General features: G+C 72.0%; 16 protein-coding genes and 3 pseudogenes. 9 read left to right on the forward strand and 10 right to left on the reverse strand.

Going from position 1 to position 19,609, the window contains the following annotated elements:
- Positions 1-454: 454 nt before the first annotated feature.
- Positions 455-964 (reverse strand): HIT family protein, encoded by a 510-nt coding sequence (locus ACWERV_RS01230; protein WP_452927195.1) that lies wholly within the window; start codon positions 962-964, stop codon positions 455-457.
- Between the two features lie 10 nt (positions 965-974).
- Positions 975-1,502: a GNAT family N-acetyltransferase gene (locus ACWERV_RS01235; protein WP_452927197.1), complete on the reverse strand. Its 528-nt coding sequence runs from the start codon at positions 1,500-1,502 to the stop codon at positions 975-977.
- Positions 1,503-2,271: 769 nt separating this feature from the next.
- Here ACWERV_RS01235 and ACWERV_RS01240 point away from each other — a divergent pair.
- The gene (locus ACWERV_RS01240; RefSeq protein ID WP_452927587.1) at positions 2,272-3,048 is read left to right on the forward strand and encodes an AfsR/SARP family transcriptional regulator; all 777 of its coding nucleotides are present in this window, start codon (positions 2,272-2,274) and stop codon (positions 3,046-3,048) included.
- Positions 3,049-3,092: 44 nt separating this feature from the next.
- On the opposite strand, the gene ACWERV_RS01245 is transcribed toward ACWERV_RS01240, so the two are convergent.
- From ACWERV_RS01245 to ACWERV_RS01255, 3 genes are all read right to left on the reverse strand, one after another.
- Positions 3,093-3,842: a flavin reductase family protein gene (locus tag ACWERV_RS01245; protein WP_452927200.1), complete on the reverse strand. Its 750-nt coding sequence runs from the start codon at positions 3,840-3,842 to the stop codon at positions 3,093-3,095.
- Between the two features lie 57 nt (positions 3,843-3,899).
- Complete coding sequence (locus tag ACWERV_RS01250; RefSeq protein ID WP_452927203.1) at positions 3,900-6,014, reverse strand: tetratricopeptide repeat protein; 2,115 nt, start codon at positions 6,012-6,014, stop codon at positions 3,900-3,902.
- A 96-nt stretch (positions 6,015-6,110) separates the two neighbouring features.
- A complete protein-coding gene (locus tag ACWERV_RS01255) occupies positions 6,111-7,484 on the reverse strand; it encodes a hypothetical protein (RefSeq protein ID WP_452927205.1) in 1,374 nt (457 codons plus the stop codon).
- A gap of 501 nt (positions 7,485-7,985) precedes the next feature.
- Between ACWERV_RS01255 and ACWERV_RS01260 the strand changes: the two genes are divergently transcribed.
- The 3 genes from ACWERV_RS01260 (at position 7,986) to ACWERV_RS01270 (ending at position 9,480) form a co-directional block, all read left to right on the forward strand.
- Positions 7,986-8,429, forward strand: a complete 444-nt coding sequence (locus ACWERV_RS01260; protein ID WP_398192893.1) for an RICIN domain-containing protein — start codon at positions 7,986-7,988, stop codon at positions 8,427-8,429.
- 209 nt (positions 8,430-8,638) lie between these two features.
- Complete coding sequence (locus tag ACWERV_RS01265) at positions 8,639-8,932, forward strand: hypothetical protein (protein ID WP_452927208.1); 294 nt, start codon at positions 8,639-8,641, stop codon at positions 8,930-8,932.
- Positions 8,929-9,480: a DinB family protein gene (locus ACWERV_RS01270; protein WP_452927211.1), complete on the forward strand. Its 552-nt coding sequence runs from the start codon at positions 8,929-8,931 to the stop codon at positions 9,478-9,480. Before ACWERV_RS01265 ends, ACWERV_RS01270 begins: the two co-directional genes overlap by 4 nt.
- Here ACWERV_RS01270 and ACWERV_RS01275 read toward each other — a convergent pair.
- Positions 9,455-10,312: a class I SAM-dependent methyltransferase gene (locus ACWERV_RS01275; RefSeq protein WP_452927214.1), complete on the reverse strand. Its 858-nt coding sequence runs from the start codon at positions 10,310-10,312 to the stop codon at positions 9,455-9,457. The two genes, ACWERV_RS01270 and ACWERV_RS01275, sit on opposite strands and share 26 nt — an antisense overlap.
- Before the next feature lie 211 nt (positions 10,313-10,523).
- On the opposite strand from ACWERV_RS01275, the gene cutA reads away from it, so the two are divergent.
- A complete protein-coding gene (gene cutA / locus ACWERV_RS01280) occupies positions 10,524-10,844 on the forward strand; it encodes a divalent-cation tolerance protein CutA (RefSeq protein ID WP_452927217.1) in 321 nt (106 codons plus the stop codon).
- Positions 10,845-11,244: 400 nt separating this feature from the next.
- Here cutA and ACWERV_RS01285 read toward each other — a convergent pair whose 3' ends face one another.
- The gene (locus tag ACWERV_RS01285; protein ID WP_452927219.1) at positions 11,245-11,889 is read right to left on the reverse strand and encodes a hypothetical protein; all 645 of its coding nucleotides are present in this window, start codon (positions 11,887-11,889) and stop codon (positions 11,245-11,247) included.
- A gap of 207 nt (positions 11,890-12,096) precedes the next feature.
- Here ACWERV_RS01285 and ACWERV_RS01290 point away from each other — a divergent pair.
- Positions 12,097-12,441 (forward strand): annotated as a pseudogene (locus tag ACWERV_RS01290) (ATP-binding protein); the annotation flags it as partial.
- A 353-nt stretch (positions 12,442-12,794) separates the two neighbouring features.
- Positions 12,795-13,442 (forward strand): annotated as a pseudogene (locus ACWERV_RS01295) (IS630 family transposase); the annotation flags it as partial.
- A 28-nt stretch (positions 13,443-13,470) separates the two neighbouring features.
- Here the strand turns inward: ACWERV_RS01295 and ACWERV_RS01300 are convergent.
- Complete coding sequence (locus tag ACWERV_RS01300; RefSeq protein WP_452927221.1) at positions 13,471-13,965, reverse strand: hypothetical protein; 495 nt, start codon at positions 13,963-13,965, stop codon at positions 13,471-13,473.
- A gap of 158 nt (positions 13,966-14,123) precedes the next feature.
- Between ACWERV_RS01300 and ACWERV_RS01305 the strand changes: the two are divergent.
- A pseudogene (locus ACWERV_RS01305) lies at positions 14,124-14,792 on the forward strand (transposase).
- 21 nt (positions 14,793-14,813) lie between these two features.
- On the opposite strand, the gene ACWERV_RS01310 reads toward ACWERV_RS01305, so the two are convergent.
- Positions 14,814-15,605 carry a hypothetical protein gene (locus ACWERV_RS01310; RefSeq protein WP_452927222.1) on the reverse strand — a complete coding sequence of 264 codons (792 nt, stop codon included), beginning with the start codon at positions 15,603-15,605 and terminating at the stop codon, positions 14,814-14,816.
- A gap of 144 nt (positions 15,606-15,749) precedes the next feature.
- Positions 15,750-16,073: a hypothetical protein gene (locus tag ACWERV_RS01315; RefSeq protein ID WP_452927225.1), complete on the reverse strand. Its 324-nt coding sequence runs from the start codon at positions 16,071-16,073 to the stop codon at positions 15,750-15,752.
- Positions 16,074-16,407: 334 nt separating this feature from the next.
- Here ACWERV_RS01315 and ACWERV_RS01320 point away from each other — a divergent pair, with 334 nt between their 5' ends.
- Complete coding sequence (locus tag ACWERV_RS01320) at positions 16,408-19,608, forward strand: GH92 family glycosyl hydrolase (RefSeq protein WP_452927228.1); 3,201 nt, start codon at positions 16,408-16,410, stop codon at positions 19,606-19,608.
- Position 19,609: the final 1 nt, after the last annotated feature.

Here is a 19,609-nt window from a genome sequence, read left to right on the forward strand (position 1 = left end):
TGGTGATGCGCGAGCTTCTGCTTCTTCGCGGCGATGTCGGCGTTCACCCGACGCATCCCCGGCGCCTGCGACACCGACGGCGCCACCGGAGCCACGTACCGCTGCGCCACCAGCCGTGAAACCGCCGCATTCCCCGCCGCACCAGCCAGGAGTTGGACGGTCTGACGGCTCATCCCCTGCCCGGAGGGCGCCGGGAGCGAGGGCGCGGGCTCCTGAGGGGCAGGGCTGGGCGCGGGCGGGCGTAATCGGGCCTTGTCGGGGGCCCTCTCGGGGGTGCCCTTCACCGCACCACTCCCGTCGCGCGCTCACCCGGCGTGTGCCTCCTCAGGGTCAGAGGGAGGGGACGGCTCCGGGAGGGGCGCACGGGCAGCACATCGGCGCGGAGAAGGGCGTCCGTTCGGGAAGGCCGAGAGGGCAGCGCGGCCCGGCGGCTCCCCGGCGGGAGAGCGCAGGATCAGCCCGGAAGCCCGCGTGCGGCGATCGCGGCGCGCAGCCGTACGGCCATGGCAGCGGCTTCCTCCGGCGGCACCGCCAGCACACCGTTCTCCGTCATCAGGGCGTGGAACTGCTGCGAGCCGTACGGGACGCCGGGCGGCAACCCGGCGATGTGCCAGTGGAGATGGGCGTTGCCCTGCTGGCTGCCGAGGGAGTAGAGGTACGTGCGCTCGGGTGCGCAGACGTCCTCGACGGCGAGGGCGACGTGCCGTACGACGAGCATCAGCCGGGTGTACGCGGCGGCGTCCAACTCGCGGACGGCGTGCTCGACATGGGCCTTCGGGGCGACCAGGACCTTGCCGGGGACGGTGGGCCAGCGGTCGAGGAAGGCCACGTGGTCGTCGTCCTCGTAGACCGTCTCGTGGACGTAGTCCGGGTGCCCGGAGACGAAGGCGCATACGAAGCAGGGGCCGCGCCGGGCCCGTTCGGTGTACGCGGCGAGGTCGATGTCGTGCCGGTCGGAAGGCAACGCCCCTCCTTCAGAGGCTGTTGAACGGTTCGGCGTAGGCGAAGGGGCCGCGCAGGGCGGGGGAGTACGCGGCGAGGGTGCGGATCTGGAAGTACGCGCCCCAGGCCGGGTCCGGCGGGGTGACGCCGAGGTCCGTGGCCGTACGGAAGCCGAAGCGGCGGTAGTAGGCGGGTTCGCCGAGGAGGGCGACGAGGGGTTCGCCGAGGGCGTCCGCGGCGCCGAGGACGGCGTGGACGAGGGCCAGGCCCACGCCCCGGCGCTGGTGGCGGGGGTGCACGCTGAGGGGGCCGAGCCCGAGGGCCGGAACCGTACCGACGCGGCCGCGCGTGCACAGGACGTGGCCGACGACCTCGGAGCCGGAGTCGTCGATCGCCACGAGGGACAGTTCCGGGATCCAGGCGTCGCAGACCCGCAGCGCGTCGAGGAGCCCGGCCTCGACGGGCTCGGCGTCCGCGGGGGCGTCCGCCTTGGCGAAGGCGGCGGAGGTGAGGGCGCGGACGGCGGGGACGTCGGCGGGTTCTTCGCGGCGGATCAGCACCGCCACATTCTGCGGGCGGACCGCCACCCCCGCAAAGCGATTCGGCCCGGCCGCGCGCGGCCCCGACCGGCCGTCGCACCGCCGGTCAGGCCGATGTGTGCCCGTCCCCCGGGGCCGGGCCCGCTCCCGTCTCGCACCAGCCGTCGGAGCAGGTGCCGCAGTGCCCCTCGACGCCCCAGCGCAGCTGGCCCCCGTCGACGAACTGCCTGACGTCGCGGACCAGTACGCCTCCGCAAACGGCGCACGCCGCAGTGATTGTCGCTCCCTGGGTGGCGGTGATCACCGTCGTCTCCTACATGGGATCCGGTCCGTCCGTCCCCGCCATGGTGCCCTTCGGGCCGCCCGCGCAATCGTCCAGCGCGGAATGGCTGGAATCATGATTTGTCTTGAATTCTGCTTCAAGCCTGGCTGTCGGTGTGGCAGAGTCCATCCACATCAGCTGGCAAGGGAATACCGCATTCCGGACGGGTGCTCAAGGGCGCCTCCGGATCCCTTCGGGTGTCGCCGGGGTCCACCGTGGCCCGTCGCGGCCCACCCGGGACAGCGTGTGCGGTGTCGCGGCGCGGGAGTACGGCCCGTGTGGTGCGGCACCGCGCGGATATCGATCGGATCAGCACCCGGATCAGCACCGCCGTCACGATCAGACCGATGCCTCAGAATTCGGAGACCTGCTGTGGTCAGTCAGCTCTCTTCCGCGTCGCAGGAGCAGAAAAGCGTTGCCGAAGGGCTTTGTGGGGAGCCGCGCTATTTCGTGCTGGGGCCGGTGAGCATGCACAGGGACGGCAGGCCGTGCACGCCGAGCGCGCTGAAGCAGCGGGCGCTGCTCGCGCTGCTGCTGCTGTCGGCCAACCGGCCCGTGCCCAACCACCGGCTGGTGGAGGGGCTGTGGGGCGCGCGGCCGCCGCGGGCCGCCGCGGCGACGTTGCAGATGTACGTCACCGGGCTGCGGCGCGCGCTCGACCCCGCGCACGGCGCCGCGCGGCGCGACCCGCGGCACCATCCGCTGCTGGCCACCGAGGCGACCGGCTACCGGCTGCGGGTGGCGCCCGGCGAACTGGACCTCGACCGCTTCCGCGCGCACGCCGCCGCCGGGCGCCGGCATCTCGCGGAGGGACGGTGTCGGCAGGCGGGGGAGGCCTTCCGGCGGGCGCTCGCGCTGTGGCGCGGGCGCCCGTTCGCCGATCTGGAGGGCTCCGGGCAGTTCGGTGCGTTCGGGGTGCGGCTGGAGGAGGAGCGGCTGGCGCTGCTCGGCGAGCACCTGGACACCGTGCTGTGCCGCGGTGAGAGCCACGAGGTCGCCGACGCGGTCGGCCAGCTCCACGAGTTGTGCGCCGCGCACCCGCTGCGGGAGTCCTTCCAGGAGCAGTTGGTACGGGCGCTGGTACGGGCCGGGCGGCGGGCCGAGGCGCTGGCCGTCTTCGCGAAGGTGCGCGGCATGATGGTCGCGGAGCTGGGGATCGAGCCCGGTCCGAGGCTCAGGGCCGCGCAGCTCGTCGCCCTGGAGGCCCGCGAGCCGTACGCGGCGGCGCACCGCAACTGCACCTGAGCCCGGCGGGGGGCCCGGCTCCCGGGGCGGGGCCGCCCGCGCCGTCACCGCAGGACCACCGCCGCGCCGGAGGGACCTTGCACGAGGCCGGGCTCCGGCACCGGACCCGGCTCCTCCGCCCGGCCGGGCCTCTTCGCCGGGCCCGGCCTCTTCGCCGGGCCCGGCTCCTCCGCCGGGGCCGCGAGCTGCCAGCCGAGCCGGCGCCGGTAGTAGACCAGCGGCTCGCGCCCGCTCCCCGCGTCCCGGACGCACCGCACGACCTCGCCGATCACGACCGCGTGGTCGCCGTGCGGGAAGACGGCCGCGGCCACGCACCCCAGGTACCACGGCACTTCCGCGAGCCGCGGCACCGGGCCGTCCCAACTCCACCGCACCGACGCGAACTTGTCCGCGCCGCTACGCGCGAAGGCCTCCGCCGTACGGGAGTCGGCGCCGCCCAGCACATGCACCCCGAAGGGCGCCCCGGGCGTGAACGCCGGGTACGCGCGGGCGGACGCGGCGACGGTGAGCAGGACGGACGGCGGCGCGACGCTGTACGAGCACACCGACGACACCAGCAGCCCGCACGGCGCCCCGTCGTCCTGCCGCGCGGTGACCACGGCGACGGCGGAGGCGAGGTGCGCCATGCTCTCGGTGAAGACGGCGGCCAGGTCCGGGCGGGCGCCCGGGACCGTACCGGCGCCGGGGCCCGCGTCCGTACCGCCCGCGTCCGTACCGCCCGCCGCCGGAGGTGTCACCGTACCGCCGCCCGGCGCCGTACCGCCCGGGACGGGACGGGCCTCCGGGGGCGCCACCGGTCCCCGCCCCGCCGCCGCCACCGGGGCCGGCGGCGCAACCCGCGGACCCACCCCCTACACCCCGGCCCGCTCGCCGCGCAGGCACGACGCGTGGTGGGTGCGGGCGTCCTCGTCGTCCGTCTCGGCGAGCACCGCCGCGAAATCGTCCGCGGCCTCGGCGAAACGCCCGGCGGCCTCGTGGACCAGGCCGCGGTTGTAGCGGATGGCGACCGAGCCGCCCAGCTCCACCGCACGGTCGAAGTCGGCCACGGCCGCGGTCAGATCGCCCGCCCCGAAGGCGAGTTCGGCCCGCAGCGCCCATGCCTCGGCCAGGTCCGGTTCGGCGGAGAGGGCCGCGTCGAGCGCGTCGCGCGCCGCCTCCGACTCGTCCTGCTCGGCCAGCAACCGGCCCTTGAGGCACAGCAGATGGGCGTGGCCGGGGGCCAGTTCCAGCCCGGCGGCGATGTCGCCGAGCGCGGCCCGCGGGTCGCCCAGTTCGGCGTGGATCCCGGCGCGGTTGAGGAGTGCGTCGACGTTGCCGGGCTCCAGCACCAGCACGCGGTCGAACTCCCGCAGCGCGCCCTCGATGTCGCCCAGCTCCAGCCGCGCGTCACCGCAGTTGTAGTGGGCCTCGGGGAAGGGCGGTTCCAGGGTGAGGGCGTGCTCGTAGTCGGCGAGGGCGTCCTCGGTCCGGCCCATGCGGCGCAGGATGTTGCCGCGGTTGAAGTAGTGGTCGGAGAAGTCGTCGTCGATCTCCATGATGTGCGCGTAGTCGTCGAGCGCGTCCTCCAGGCGCCCGCTCATCGCGTTGACCTGGGCGCGGTTGTAGCGCAGGCCGACGCGGTGCCAGCTGCGCTCACCGAGGCCCATCTCCTTGTCGAGCCGCGCGATGCCCTGGTCGAGCAGCCGCAGCGCCTCGTCCATGCCGCCGGTGCGGGTCGCGATGAGGGCGAGACCGTTGCGGTTGAAGACGGAGAAGAACGTCCGCTCGGCCGGGTCCTCCAGCAGCGACGCGATGGCGATGGCCTGGTTGACCCAGGCTCGGGCCAGTTCCGGGTCGCGTTTGGCGGGGGCGTGGTGGCGGGCGTAGAGCATCGCCGTCTCGTAGGCGAGCTTCATGTGGACGGTGGGGTCGAGACTGGTGCGCCGCGCGGCGTCCTGGAGTTCGCCGGATTCGTCGGGGCGGCCGCCTGCGGCGAGCGAGACGCCCGTACCGCGCGTCAACTCCCACCATTCCTGCGGCTGTTCCACCGGATCGACGAGCGCGAGCCCGCGCCTGCCGTACTCGACCGCCGTGCCGTAGAGCCCCAGGTACTTGCAGCGCTCGTGCGCCCGGATCAGCGCCGCGACGCCCGCGGTGCGGCGCTCGCTGCCCCGCTCCAGGTGGTACGTGAGCGCGCCGAGCCGCAGCGACGGCTCCGACTCGGCGCGGACGGCGAGGAGTTCGGCCCGCGCGTCGTGCAGGGCGGCGCGCTCGGCGTCGTCCAGCGCCTCGTAGGCGGCCAGGGCCGCGGCGTCGTCCCGTACGCCGTCGGAGTCGACGTATGCGCGGGCGAGGTCGGCGGCGTCCGACTCCCCTGCGGCGGGCTCGGGTTCGCTCTCCCCGGCGACGGGCTCGGTGTACGCCGCGAGCGCCGCGGGCAGCGACTCCGACACCGGGCCCGGCGTCTCCTCGACCCCGCCGGGGGCCGTCTCCACCACGACGGTCAGGACGTCCGCCGGGATCCGCCGCAGCAGCACCGCCAGGAACTCCCGGTCGGTGGCGTCGGCGTGCTCCACCTCCGTGACGACGAGCGTGCGCGGCCCGCCGCCCAGCCCCGCGAGGTGGGCCTGGAGGAAGTCCACCAGGCCGTGCGCGACCCGCAGCGAGTGCAGCCGCGCCGGGTAGCGGCTGATCGCGACCGCGCCGCCCTGCGCCGCGGCCTCCAGCGGCCGCTGGATCGCGGGCACCAGACCCAGCAACTCCGGCGTCGTCTCCTGGAGTTCGATGCGGTGCCGGTACGCGAGCGCGGGCTCGCGGCGCAGCGCCTCCGGGGCGATCTGCCGCATGAGCGTGCCCACCGCGGTGTACGGGCCGCGCAGATTGCGGTGCGCGCTGACGCGCGCGAGCGGCGGCGGCAGCGGCAGACCGGCACGCACCCGGTCGCGGTCGGCCCGAAGCGGCGCCTGAATCCAGTAGTGGGTGCCCATGTGCCTGCCTTTCGACGCTCGTTGCTCGTCTCGACGGTGGTGCGGGGTCGTACGAAGTGGCGCGGGTCGTACGCGTACGGGTCGTTGTTCCGTGTGTCAGGAGGTCAGCGCGCTGCGGGCGGTCCCGGCACGGCGGCGGCGGGCCCGGTCGCGCAGCGCGATCCACAGCGGCAGCAGCATCTGGCCGAGCAGCAGCGCGAGGAAGCCGACCGCGTCCAGCAGCCGCAGCACGCCCGCGTCGCCCGAGGTGAAGCGCCGCACGGAGCCCGCGGTCATGTCGACGAAGACCGGCAGCAGCGCGAAGAGCGTGGTGGCGAGGCTGACGGTGTAACCGCCCAGCACCAGCCACGCGTACCAGCGCGCCGCCTTGAGATCGACCGGGTGCGCACCGCTGACGTCCCGCACCCGGTCGCGCCGGCCGAGCAGCCGCCACAGCCGGTTGCGCAGGGTGCGCAGGGCCACGCCGTGCAGATCGACGTTGCCGAGCACGGTGGTGATCAGCACGTAGATGTCGGTGCGCAGGTAGAAGAAGAACTGCCACAGCAGCCGGGTGAAGGTCGCGAAGGCGACGCCCAGGCACACCCGGGCGGCCACCGGCGGGGCGGCGTCCGCGGCGCCGAGCACGTACGCGAGGACGACGAGGCCGCACAGCACGAGCACGTCGGCGAGCATCCCGGCGAGGATCGGCAGGATGCGCTTGCGGCGCGGCACGGCGGCCAGACCGTCGAGGGCGGTCTCGACGACGAGGAAGTAGAAGCGGTAGGACATCGAGACCCTGGAGCGGATCGCGAGCCGCCGCCCGGCGAGCGCGTGGAAGATCTCGTGCAGCGCGATCAGCGGGGTGACGGCGACCAGCAGGGTCAGGTTCACCACCGTGTAGTACGAGCTGAACACCATGTCGTGGGAGTGCGGCAGCAGCGTCGGCGAGCGCAGCGTCAGTACCGCCGCCGTCACCACGAGCGCCGCGTAACAGGCCCACGCGAGAGGGGAGAAGGCCGCCCGGCCGAGCCGCTGCCAGCGCAACGGGCCGTTCTCGGCCGGGGCTTCGTCCGCCTCCCGGGTGAACCCCAGCTCGTCCAGGGCCTCCAGCACGTCGGCGACGTCGGCGCGCTCGCCGTACTCCGCCTCGTAGCGCCGCGCGGCCTCCGCGGGGGTCGCGCCCGCCTCCAGCCAGCGCACCAGCTCGGCGCCGTCGGGCGGGAAGATCGCGTACGAGTCGATGTCGGCGCGGCCGATCGTCACGCCGTCGGCGTCGTCGAGGTAGACCAGCGGGTGGAAGTGGACCGGCTCGTCGGCGCGGTGGTGGACGGCGGCCTGGTCGGCCGGTGCGATGTGTCCGGCCGCGTCAGCCGTGCCGGTTTCCCCGGCTGGCCCGGTCTCGTCGGCCTCCCCGGCTGCCCAGGCCTGCCCGGCCTCGCCGGCTTCGTCGGCCTGTTCGACGTGTTCGGCCTGCTCCGTCTGTTCCGGCACCGCTCGACCTCGCTTCCCGGGCCTGCGCCGTACGTGCGCGCGTCGTCTCGTGCTGCCGCTACGGGCGGCGGATGCGCCGCCGTCCGGCAGCGAAGTGGCCGCTGCCGGACGGCGGTTCTACCGGATTACCCGGCTGCCTCGGATCAGGCGGCGGGGTAGACGTGGCAGCCGGAGGTGGTCAGACGGACCGGGCCGGCCTTGCGGATCACGATCTTCTTCATGGCTGCCTCCTTGAAGGGGAAACGGAACGTGCGACCACCACACTCGGCGCCGTCCCCAGAAGGTCCCCAAAGCCCGCCCAAACCCCTGCCCCCGCAGGGGCGGTCGCGGGCGCGTGCGCGCACGCCGGGGCGTGTCCGTGGCGCCTATTCGGCCGGGCGGGGCGATCTCACCACGAACGAGTGACGAAGTGTCACGCTCTCGTAAATTCTGGGACATACGGCCGATATTGTTCGAGTGTGATCGGCCCCCAAGTGGCCGATCGGAACAGGAGGTTCACCCATGCGTATGGGTACGGTGCTGGGCACCATCGGGGCCGCCGGCGCCCTGGCACTCGCGATGTCCGTCCCGGCCAACGCCGCCACGTCGCGCTTCGTGAACGTGTCCACCGGCTTCTGCCTGGACAGCAACGGAAGCGGCAACGTCTACACGCTGGGCTGCAACGGCGGCAACTACCAGAACTGGGACGTCCAGAGCGTCGGCGGCGGCGCCGTCCAGCTCAAGAACGTCTCCACCGGCTTCTGTCTCGACAGCAACGCCAGCGGGAACGTCTACACGCTCGGCTGCAACGGCGGCAACTACCAGCACTGGCTGAAGCAGGACGTCGGCGGCGGCGCGGTGCAGTTCAAGGACGTCTCGACGGGCTTCTGCCTGGACAGCAACGGCAGCGGGAACGTCTACACGCTGGGCTGCAACGGCGGCAACTACCAGCACTGGAAGTCCTGACCCCTGCCCGGTGATCTCCCGGCCCCCGTGCTCCGCGGGGGCCTTCTTGCTGCCCGGGGCGCCGCGCGCGGACAATGCACGGCATGACGACATGAAGAGCACCGGTGGTAGTGGTATCGGCACCGGCACCGGTGCCCGCCGGACGCACGGCCTGGCGCCGTGCGCGCCCCGGCTGGGCCGTCCGCGACGGCGGGCGGTGGAGCTGCGCGGTGTGCGGCGAACCCCTGCGCACCTACCGGTACCGCCTCCACCCGCCCGGCTCCCCGGCGTTCGAACGCTGCGCCGGCCTGGCGTGGTGCTCCAGCTGCCGCACCTACCGGGCCGACGTCGTGCACGTCCCGCGCGCGGAAGCGCTGCACGACGCGCTGGCGCCGCTCCCGGCCGACGAGCGCGACCGGCTGCTTCGCAAGGAGACGGCGCTGGTCCACCACCTCGACCGCTCGGGGGAGGGCGACCGCACCGGTCGTACTGTTCGTGCCGTCCGCCAGGGTCTGCGGCCATGACCGGGACCACACCGGAAGAATGGCCGGAACCCCCGCTCGCCGGGGACGAGGCCGCAGCCGTCCTCGGCGCCCTCGAACGCCAGCGGGCCACGCTGGCGTGGAAGTGCTCCGGCCTGGACGCCTCCGGCCTGCGCACCACACTCGGCACGTCCGCGATCACGCTGGGCGGCCTCCTCAAACACCTGGCCCACGTGGAGGACAGCCACTTCGCCCGGCTGTGGCTCGGCACACCCACCGGTGCCCCCTGGAACGGGATCGACTGGGAGGCCACCCCCGACTGGGACTACCGGTCCGCCTCCGCGGACACCCCCGAGCAACTCCTCGCCCTCTGGCAGGAATCGGTCGCCCGCTCCCGCGCCGTCGTCGCCAAAGCACTCACCACAGGCGGACTCGACCAGCTCGGCGCCTACACCACCCGCAGCGGCGAACGCCCCAACCTCCGCCGCATCCTCCTCGACCTCATCGAGGAGTACGCCCGCCACGCCGGCCACGCCGACCTCATCCGCGAATGCGTCGACGGCCTCACGGGCGAGGACCCGCCGAGGTGACCCCCGCGTCCCCGTGACCGCCCCTCCCGGCCGCACGTCCCACGGCCAGCAGGTGCGAGCTGGCGGCCAGCAGTTCGGGGTAGGGCTCGGCCAGGCGGGCGGCGGTGAGGGCGGATCGGACGAGGGCGTCGGCGGGCGGGGCTCCCGTGGCGTGCTCCACGGCTTTGAGGAGTGACCAGCTCGGGCCCTCGATGCCGAAGACCTGGACGTCGTGCAGCCCGGCGGCGCGCAGCTCGGCCGCCAGCTCCTCCGCGCGGTGGAAGTAGGAGACGGTGAAGCCGCGACGGTCGTCGTAGCTGGCCGTGGCGAGGATGTCGGAGATCGAGTCGCGCAGCCGCGGGGTGTGCAGGTGGGCGAGCGCGGTGTGCTCGAAGACGGACGCGTAGCGGTTGATCCCCGCCGCCGCGACGAGCCCCCCGGGCCGCACGACCCGCGCGGCCTCACGGAGCGCCCGGAGCCGGTCGTCCCGCTCCGGCAGGTGGTAGAGCGGCCCCAGCAGCGTGACGACGTCGAACGCCCCGTCCCCAGCGGCGAGTTGCCGCGCGTCCCCGAGCGATGCCGCGCACACCCGGCGGGCCTGCTCGACGTGCCGCGGCACGGGATCGACGAGCTCCACCTCGTATCCGTCGGCCACCAGCCACCGCGCGTGCACGCCCGTCCCGCCCCCGACGTCGAGCACCCGAGCGGGCGCCCTCGGCAGGAACCGCCGCAACAGCTCCTGCGTGCGCAGAAGTTCCAGCCGCCCGTCGGCGGAGGACGTCAGCCGGGCGTCTTCGTCGAAGACGTCGGTGTAGAAGGCGGTGACCTCGGGGGAGAGTTGGGGGGACGGCATGCCGGAAGTATCCCTCCGCGGAACCTCTCAGGCGTGCATGTGGTGGAGCTCGACGTCGGCGAGGTTGAGGGTGAGCCAGGGGTTCTCGTAGACGGTCTTCTCACCGTGGGCATGTATGCGCTCCGTTCGAGATCGGCTGCCTCGGTGGCTGGGACGCCGGAGTGTCGGCCCGGCCGGTGGGCGGGTGGGGCTGCGTGGCTAGGGTCGAGGCATGACCGACTTGGTGCAGGTGTCGACCGCGGCCGCCACGCGGGAGCAGGCGGTGCGGCTGGCGGAGTCCGCGGTACGGGCGAGGCTCGCGGCGGGGGCGCAGGTGGTGGGGCCGGTGGTGTCGGTGTTCTGGCATCAGGGGGAGTTCGGGACGGGTGAGGAGTGGCAGGTGCTGCTCAAGACCACCGCTACGCGGTATCCCGCGTTGGAGGCGCATCTGCTGGAGCAGCATCCGTGGGAGAAGCCGGAGGTGGTCGCGGTGCCGATCGTGGCCGGGTCGGAGGCGTATCTGCGGTGGGTCGCGGACAGCACAGAGGCGTAGGCGTAGGCGTCAGACCGCTGCGGCTTTTTCCAGCACCGTGTCCACGGCGGGGAGGCCCCGGTGTGCGTCCAGGTGCTTGAGGAGGGGTGCCAGGCGGGCGCGGGGGCGGACGGAGGCGACGCCGTGTGCGAGGTCGAGGGCACGGACGGCTGTGGTGGCGGCTTGTTCGACTTCGCCTGCGGTGAGGTAGGAGTCGCCGAGCCAGGAGAGGTAGAGGGCTTTGTCGCGGGCGTTGGTGTCGTCGTAGGCGGCGAGGGCGGTTTCGGCTGCGGAGAGGGCGTGCTCGCATTCGGTGGCGCGGCCTGCGACGGCGCGGCCCAGGCGAGCCGTTCGTGGAGCAGGGCGCGTACTCCGGCGGGGGCGTCGGGGCCGATCGTGGCGCAGGAGCGGGCGGCGATCTCTACTCCTGCTTTCTGGTCGCCACTGACGGCTTGGTAGGCAGGAAAGCCAGTGCGTTGCCTGCGAGGTCGGCTTCGGTGGCGGCGCTGTGGCTCTCTTCGTAGAGGCTGCGCGCGTCCGCGGCCCGGCCTCCGTCGAAGGCAGCCCAACCCGCTTGCTGGGCCTGCTCGGCAAGCACGGACAGCAGGCCGTGGCGGGTCTGCTCGGCGTACGTCGAGTCGCGCAGCAACGCCTTGGTGGCCTGGCATTCGCCGAGGTAGACGCGGTAGGTGTCGCCTCCGCCAAGCACCTGGTCCAAGCGTCGCAAGCGTGCGGCGCGTCGGCGTAGCTGGTTCGGCAGCTCCGAGCCGAGGCGTCGGCCCGCTGTGGGGCGGGACAGTTCGGGCAGCGCCGCTGCCAGCCCGGCACCGGTGCCTGCTCGGAGAAATCGCCTGCGCTCCACGGGACTGTCGTCCTCCTCGCTCGTACGGTCACGTGCAGGAACGGGTTCGCTCTTCTCCCAGGGGCGGGGTGCGAGTCCGAGCATGTGGCCGGGGACGCGCAGGGCGTCCGCGACGCGGGCGATCTTCGAGTACCTGATCCCGCCCAGCTCGCGCGCGAGGCGGAACACCGTCCCGATGTCGTGGGCGGTGATCGCGGCTCGCATGTCCGCTCGTTCGAGGATGGCGCGCGGTAACGCGGTCGCTGGTCGGTATCCGGTCATCGCGCTGTCCTGTCCTGCCAGTTCAGCCGAGTGTGCGGTGCGCAGGCCGGAAAAAGCGTACCCATCATGGGTATACCCGCGCCGGGGAAGCCACCTCGCCTTCACCCCCGCACAGTTGATGCTCACCTTACGTAGTGAGAGGAGCACCCGATGTACAAATTCCGGGTCGAGGCGGAGGAGCGCTGTGTGCCGCAAGCTCGGCACAGGATCCGCGCCCTGATCCACGGCTGGAAGGTTCCCCTGTCGGACGGGCAGGTCGCCGAGGTCGAACTACTCTCGACCGAGCTGATCGCCAACGCCGTGCGGCACACCGGAGCCGCCTGCACCGTGGTCGTGCGGTGGACGGGGGAGCGGGTGCGGGTCGAGGTCGCCGACGGCAGTGGGGTGCGGCCCGAGGTGCGGCGCTGTTCGGTGGACGCGGAGGGTGGGCGGGGGCTCGTGCTCGTGGACGCGCTCGCGGCGGACTGGGGGAGCGTCCGCGAAGGCGCCGGGAAGGTCGTCTGGTTCGAGGTCGGGACCCGGAAGCAGCCCCAGCCGTGGAGCACACCGGGGACGTGGACGATCACCACCACCGACGGCACCGTCCGCGCGGGCTACCTGCCAACGTGGGCCGAGGACGACCCCACCGAGACCGGCGTACCGCCGGAAGAGCTGGACCGGCGGCTGGCCCTCGTCAACCACCGCACCTTCTTCGAGGGGCCGTTGGCGCCCGTCACCGCGCCGGATCTGTGGGACGGCGCAGAGGACGAGCCCCTTTTCGAGGGCAGCATCGAGTGCAGCCCGTACGACCCCGACGCCCGTATGCGCCTCCCCGTCGTCAACCTCCGCGTCGCCGAGGGGCGTTGGAAGAGACATTCAAGTTCTCCACCGACCCGGAGTTGGAGGCGAAGGTCCGCGACGTGGTCGGGTTGTATCTGGCCCCGCCGGAGAAAGCAGTGGTTGTCTGTGTCGACGAGAAGTCGCAGATCCAGGCGCTGGACCGGACCGCCCCGATGCTGCCGGTCCGGCCGGGCCCGGCAGAGCGGCGCACCCCATGACTACGTCCGCCACGGCACCACCACCCTGTTCGCCGCCCTGGACGTCGCCACCGGCAAGATCACCGCCGACGCCTGCTACGACCGGCACCGCGACGACGAGTTCCTACGCTTCCTCAAGCAGGTCGCCAAGGCCTACCCGAGGGTGAAGCTGCACGTGGTCGCCGACAACTACGCCACCCACAAGCACCCACGGGTAAAGACGTGGCTGACGAAGAACCCGCGGATCACCCTGCACTTCACCCCGACCTCCTGCTCCTGGCTGAACGTGGTCGAGATCTTCTTCGGCATCATCACCCGGCAGGCGATACGCCGCGGTTTCTTCCGCTCTGTGCCCGAGCTGACCGACGCCATTCGCCGCTTCATCGACGCCTATAACGAACGCGCCCAGCCGTTCGCCTGGACCAAGACAGCTACCAGATCCTGGCCCACGCGCGACCTCGGAGCACGGGCGCGATCTGAGCGGTTCGAGCCGGTTCCGCCCATCCGCTCACGCCTCAGCGCCCTGGGCGACATCAAGGGCTCGGTACTCGTGCCGCCGCCCAGGGACTGCAGTCGGCCCGGCAAACCACAGGGTTCGAGCCGTGCCGGGGGCAATCCTTTCGGCAGAATCGCCCGATGCCGAGCCATGGCGGTTCGCTTCGATACGCGCGTGTGCGCAGACCACGAAGCCGTCCGGCTGAGACGAAGCGAGGATCAGGCACAGTGGTGGCTGGCGCTGTAGATCGTAGATGTCGGCCGCCGACCAGGCGAAGATCCTCTCGCGTTCGTTCGGGTCGGCGGCTCGGACGGTCAGCGGCTCGAACCCCTGGTGCAGATTCGTGGCCGCGACGCCGTCGAACCAGGCATCGACAGTGTCATCTCCAGCGAACCGGGCGATGCTTCGAAGCAGCAGCATTTGGTGGCTGACGGAGTAACGCCAAACCCTGAAGCGCCTGGCCACGCTGAAACTCGCTGCCCAAACGCCCTCACCCTGTTCGCTCATCCGTACATGCTGATTGGTCAACGCAGCCCGAGCAAGCCGCGCCGGAACACTGTCTCCCACCCGGAAGACGAACAGGCCCCAGCGTCTGAAGACTTAGTTCACGAGACACTAGGGTCTGTTGTGAAAGTGGATTTTTTGTTCGTTCATGATCATGTCTTGTGGGGCGTGGTGATCTGACGCATGGCCAGTGGGGCCGGCTTGAGCCGTTGCTGCCGCAGGGCATCAAGGCGGGCCGCCCGCGGGTGTGGACGCGGCGGCAGCTGATAGACGGCATACGGTGGCGGACCCAAACGGGTGCTCCGTGGTGTGACGTGTCGGAGCGTTATGGACCCTGGGACCGTGTCTACGATTTGTTTCGGCGCTGGCAGCGCGACGGCACCTGGGCGAAGATCCTCACCCGGCTCCAGGCTGACGCTGACGCCAAGGGCCTGATCACCTGGGACGTGAGCGTCGGCTCCACAGTCTGCCGGGCCCACCAGCACGCCGCAGGCGCGGCGAAAAGGGGATCTCCAGAAGGAACCGCCCGGCGGCGTCTTGGTCGAGCCGGCCGACCACGCCGCGAAAGCGGCCGGATCGGGTGCGGGCCGACAAGGCGTACGACTCCCGCGACAACCGCTTCTACCTGCGCAGACGTGGGATCAAGGCCACGACCCCGATCCCGGAGGACCGGGTCCGCAACCGCCTCAAACGCGGATCGCGTGGCGGACGGCCGCCGAAGTTGGATCAACCGCATCAAGCGACACCGGGCCGTCGCCACGAGGTACGACAAACTCGCCGTCCGCTATGAAGCGACAGTGCTGGTCGCGGCCATCAACGAATGCCTGTGAACAGCGATTTCACAGCTCGACCTAATGAAGATTGACGTGAAAAGGGTGACAGTGATCCGTCTGACAGGCGAAGATCCTCAACTCGCCCCACCGTCCGACTACCACCGCGGACTCGTCATCGCTCGCGATGGTGAACACGAGCGGCATCACCACTCCGCACGCCTCGCAGGTGATCGGCGTCGGCTGTGACAAGTGCCAGGTGGGCCAGCCCCCCAGCTTCCAGCCCGGGAGACGGGTGATGGTGTCCTTGCCCTCGTCGTCGGTCTCCTCGATCAACCGCTGCAAGCGCGGCTGGAGGTCGACGGGGAGTTCCTCACGGTATGGGAAGTCAATCAGCCGCTTGGTTGTGAACATGCACGGCTCCGGGAGGTAGCCGAACTCGTAGTGGCGTACCGGGTGGGGAGGGCCCACAAGGTGCTCATCCACATCGGCCACCTGTCGCCAGCGCAATTCCACGATCGGGCTGACGTCGGCCTGGTTCGCCGGCGCGTCCCAATGCTCGTTGGGGCACCACAGCACCTGCAGGAGATCCATCCCGGCCGGCCACCACGGACCCGGTACGTCCCGGGCGTAGATCTGCGCGACCGGCACCATCGCGACCGCCAGAACGCCTGACGGCTCCTCCTCGTCAGGTTCGGAGCAGACCGGCCACGGCTCATCGGCAGGCCAGAGCAACGGGCCGCCGATGGAGCTGTCTCTCACCCCCGGGTGGCCACGTGCAGGATCGAGTAGGACAGCCTCTCGGCCGAAAGACGCGAGCTCGGGCAGCGCGGCCAGTATTTCCGCGTCTGATGGCCGCTCAAGGAATGTCATGACACTTTTACTCTCCAACGGGCAGGGCGACTGCAGAGTACCGCCCGCCCACGGCGCCATCTCCAACTGGCTGGGCAATACAGGCTGCACTCACAACCACCGCAGGAGCAGCCAAACAGTGACCAGCACTTTCCCCAACAGGCCCTAGAGCACGTTCGCCCACCCGAAGGCGAAGACGTAGGAGCGGCGTACCGCCTCCGTGCCGCGGATGCCGCGCAGGAGGGTCACCGTGAGCGTCGTGAGGAAGAGGGCCGCGAAGGCCGCGGCGACGGCCGCTCCGGCGAGTGGGCTCGCCAGGATGGCCACCACCGTGCTCACGGCGGCGACGATCGCCAGGCCGACGTGGGCGGCGGGCAGGTCGGCGCGGAAGTGCGCGCGGACGGCTCGGCGGGACGCCCGTACGTCCGCGGTGTAGCGCTCGCGGGCCGCCTGCTGGTCGGCGGCGGGGCCCTCGGGCCATTCGCGCATGCCGTGCCTCCCCCCCGGAAGTCCGGTCGGGGGAAGTCTAGTGCGGCGCATCAGCGCGTACGCCCCCGGCGGTACGTCCTCCGGCCGGTCGCCCCCCGGCCGGTCGCCCCCCGGCCGGTCGCCCGGCGGTGGTGAACGGCGGGAGGCCACAGCAGGCGGCCACGGAGCGCAGCGCCGTCCCGACCTGCGCCCACGCGAAACCGCCCCGAGGGTTGACGTGTGCACGGCCTCAGGGGAAAGCTCGGGCACGGAGGGGGTGACAACGTTGTCAGGGGAATTTGTTGACAGCCGTCGCCGCCTCCGGAGAGCCGCAGGGTGACAAGGGAGGTCACACGTGTTCCGTCAGAGGCACCAGCATCAGTCGCCGCGCCAACGACCATGGCGCCGCGGCGCGGTCGTCGGGGCCGTGCTCGCCGCCGTGGGGGCGCTCGCCGTGCCCGCCGCGGGGGCTGCCACCGCGGGCGGGCGGCACGGGGGAGGGGCCGCGCTCGTCGCGGACCCGACCTCGTACGTCAACAGCTTCATCGGGACGCAGAAGGGCGTCGACTGGGAGAACACCTTCCCCGGTGTCACCGCGCCCTTCGGCATGATGCAGTTCAGCCCCGACACCACCAACGCGCCCACCGGGTACGGGTACACGGACGACGCGATCAAGGGCTTCAGCCTCGACCACTTCTCCGGCGGCTGCTCCTCCTTCGGGGACATCCCGCTGCTGCCGGTCACCGGCGACATCGGGGCCGACCCGGCGGGGCGCACCGAGCACTTCTCGCACGACGACGAGCAGGCGGCCCCGGGGTCGTACGACGTCCACCTCACCGATTCCGACGTGCAGGTCGACATCGGGGCGACCACCCGCACCGGCATCGCCTCCTTCGCCTACCCGGCGTCGGCGGGCAGCACCGCGCAGGTGCTGGTCAAGTCGGGGACGAACCTGGGCGGCGACTACGCGGCCGAGGTCAACGTGCTGAGCGACCGCGAGATCTCGGGTACGACCACCCCGCACGGGCTGTGCAACAACAGCAAGTACACGATGTACTTCGACATCACCTTCGACCGCCCCTTCACCGCCCACGGCACATGGCAGCGCGGCGGCGGCACCGGCAGCGGCGCGACCGCCGTCACCCCGGGCGCGGACAGCGCGGCCGGTTCCGGCTCCGGCGCCTACCTCACCTTCGACACCGCCAAGGGCCGTAACGTCACGGCCAAGATCGGCATGTCGTACGTGAGCACGTCCGGTGCCGCGGCCAACGCCAAGGCGGAGATACCGGGGTGGAGCGTGCCGAAGGTGCAGGCGCAGACCCGGGACGCGTGGCGGGACGCGCTGCGCAAGGTGTCGGTCGGCGGCGCGGCCAAGGACCAGCTCACGGTCTTCTACACCTCGCTCTACCGCTCGCTCCAGTCGCCGAGCGTCTTCAACGACGTGGACGGCCGCTACATCGGCTTCGACGACGTCGTGCGCAAGGTGCCGCGCGGGCACACCCAGTACGCGCACTTCTCGGACTGGGACATCTACCGCTCGCTCGCCCCGCTCCAGACGATGCTCTACCCGCGTGAGGCGGGCGACATGGCCAACTCGCTGCTGCGCGACGCCCAGCAGCAGGGCGGCTGGTGGCCCAAGTGGCCCTCGCAGAACATGACCGGCAACGTCATGAACGGCGACAACGGGGTCCCGCTCTTCGCGCAGTACGTCGCCTTCGGCGCGACCGGCGTGGATGTGAAGGACGCGCTGCCGATCATGAAGAAGGGTGCGACGGTCTCGCAGAAGGTCGGCTGGGGCTGGGTCGAACGGCCCGGTGTCGAGGACTACGTGCGCCTCGGCTACGCGCCCAACAACGCGACCTCGCAAGGCGATCACGGCCTTCAGGGCGCGTCGGAGACGCTGGAGTGGGCCACCGACGACTTCGCCATCTCGCAGCTCGCCGCGACGGTCGGGGACCGGGCGACCGCCGCCGAGTACGCCCGGCGCGGCAACAACTGGCAGAACATCTTCGACCCGGCGACCGGCTATCTCCGCCCGCGCGACGACAACGGCTCCTTCCCGGCCGGTCCGGGCTTCCAGGCGCCGCCCGCCGGTGCCTTCGGCCAGGACGGCTACGACGAGGGCAACGCGGCGCAGTACAACTTCTCGGTGCAGCAGGACATCGCGGGCCTGGTGACCGCGATGGGCGGCCCGGACAAGGTCGTGCCGCGGCTGGACGACTACTTCAGCCAGCTCAACGCGGGCGGGAACGCGCCCTACGACTGGGCGGGCAACGAGATCGACACCACCACCCCGTGGATGTACGACTACGTGGGCCAGCCGTGGAAGACCCAGGAGGTCGCCCGGCGGTTCGAGACGGAGCTGTTCACCACCGCCCCCGACGGGCTGCCCGGCAACGACGACAACGGCGCGCTGTCGTCGGAGTACGTGTGGGCGGCGCTCGGCATGATGCCGGCCACCCCCGGCACGCCCACCCTCGCGCTCAACTCCCCGCTCGTGCAGCGGGCGGTGATCAGCCTCGGCAACGGGCACCGGATCACCATCGACGCCCCGAAGGCCGCCACGGACGCCCCGTACGTGACCGGGATGCGGCTGAACGGCGGGCGTTTTGAATCCACCGCGCTGCCCGCCTCCTTCGCCACCCGTGGCGGGGACCTGCACATCGACCTGTCGACCCGGCCCGACACCCACTGGGCGACCGGCGCGAAGGCGGCCCCGCCGTCCTGGCGTACGGGCGAGGTCCCGGCGGTCGGCTACTTCACCCCGACCGGTGCCCAGGTGATGGCGGGCGGCAGCAGCGTGCCCGCGACCGTCGGCGTCTCGTCGCTCGCGGGCAAGGCCAAGACGGTGCGCTGGACGGCGAGTTCGGACGTGCCGGGCGTGACGGTGACCCCGTCGTCCGGCACCCTCGACCTGCGGCACGCGGACAGCGCGGCCGTGCCGGTCACCCTCGCGGTCGCGGACGGCACCCCGTCCGGCTACCACCCGGTGCACGTGGACTTCCGCGCGCAGGACGGGACGCGGCTGCCCGGCGGGGCCGTCGTGGTGACCGTCCCGGCGGCGGACGGCACGGCGACCGCGTGCGACACGCTCGGCGCGACCGACACCGAGTGCGGTCTGCGCTTCCGCGACAACGGTGACGGCCACACCGTCCCGGTGACGCTCGACGGCCGCAGCGGGCGTTCCACGACGGACGGTTCGCCGTTCGAGTACTTCGACGTCGACAACACGATCGTCCCCGGGGCGGCGGCCGGCACGTCCTACCGCGCCACCGTGACGATCGACTACTTCGACCACGGCACGGGCACCTGGAGCCTGCACTACGACTCCGCCTCGGCCGCCTACAAGCAGTCGGAGTTCGTGCAGAAGACGGGGACGGACACCTGGAAGACGGCCACCTTCACGCTCGACGACGCGGTCTTCCGCAACGGCGAGAACGCGGGCAGCGACTTCCGGGTCGCCAACAGCGGTGACACCGGCACGCTCGGCCGGGTCGCCGTCACCGTCAGCGGCGGCAACGTCCTGGCGCTGCACCTGTGCCCGGACGCCGGCTGAC

The organism is Streptomyces sp. NPDC004031, assembly GCF_053604375.1.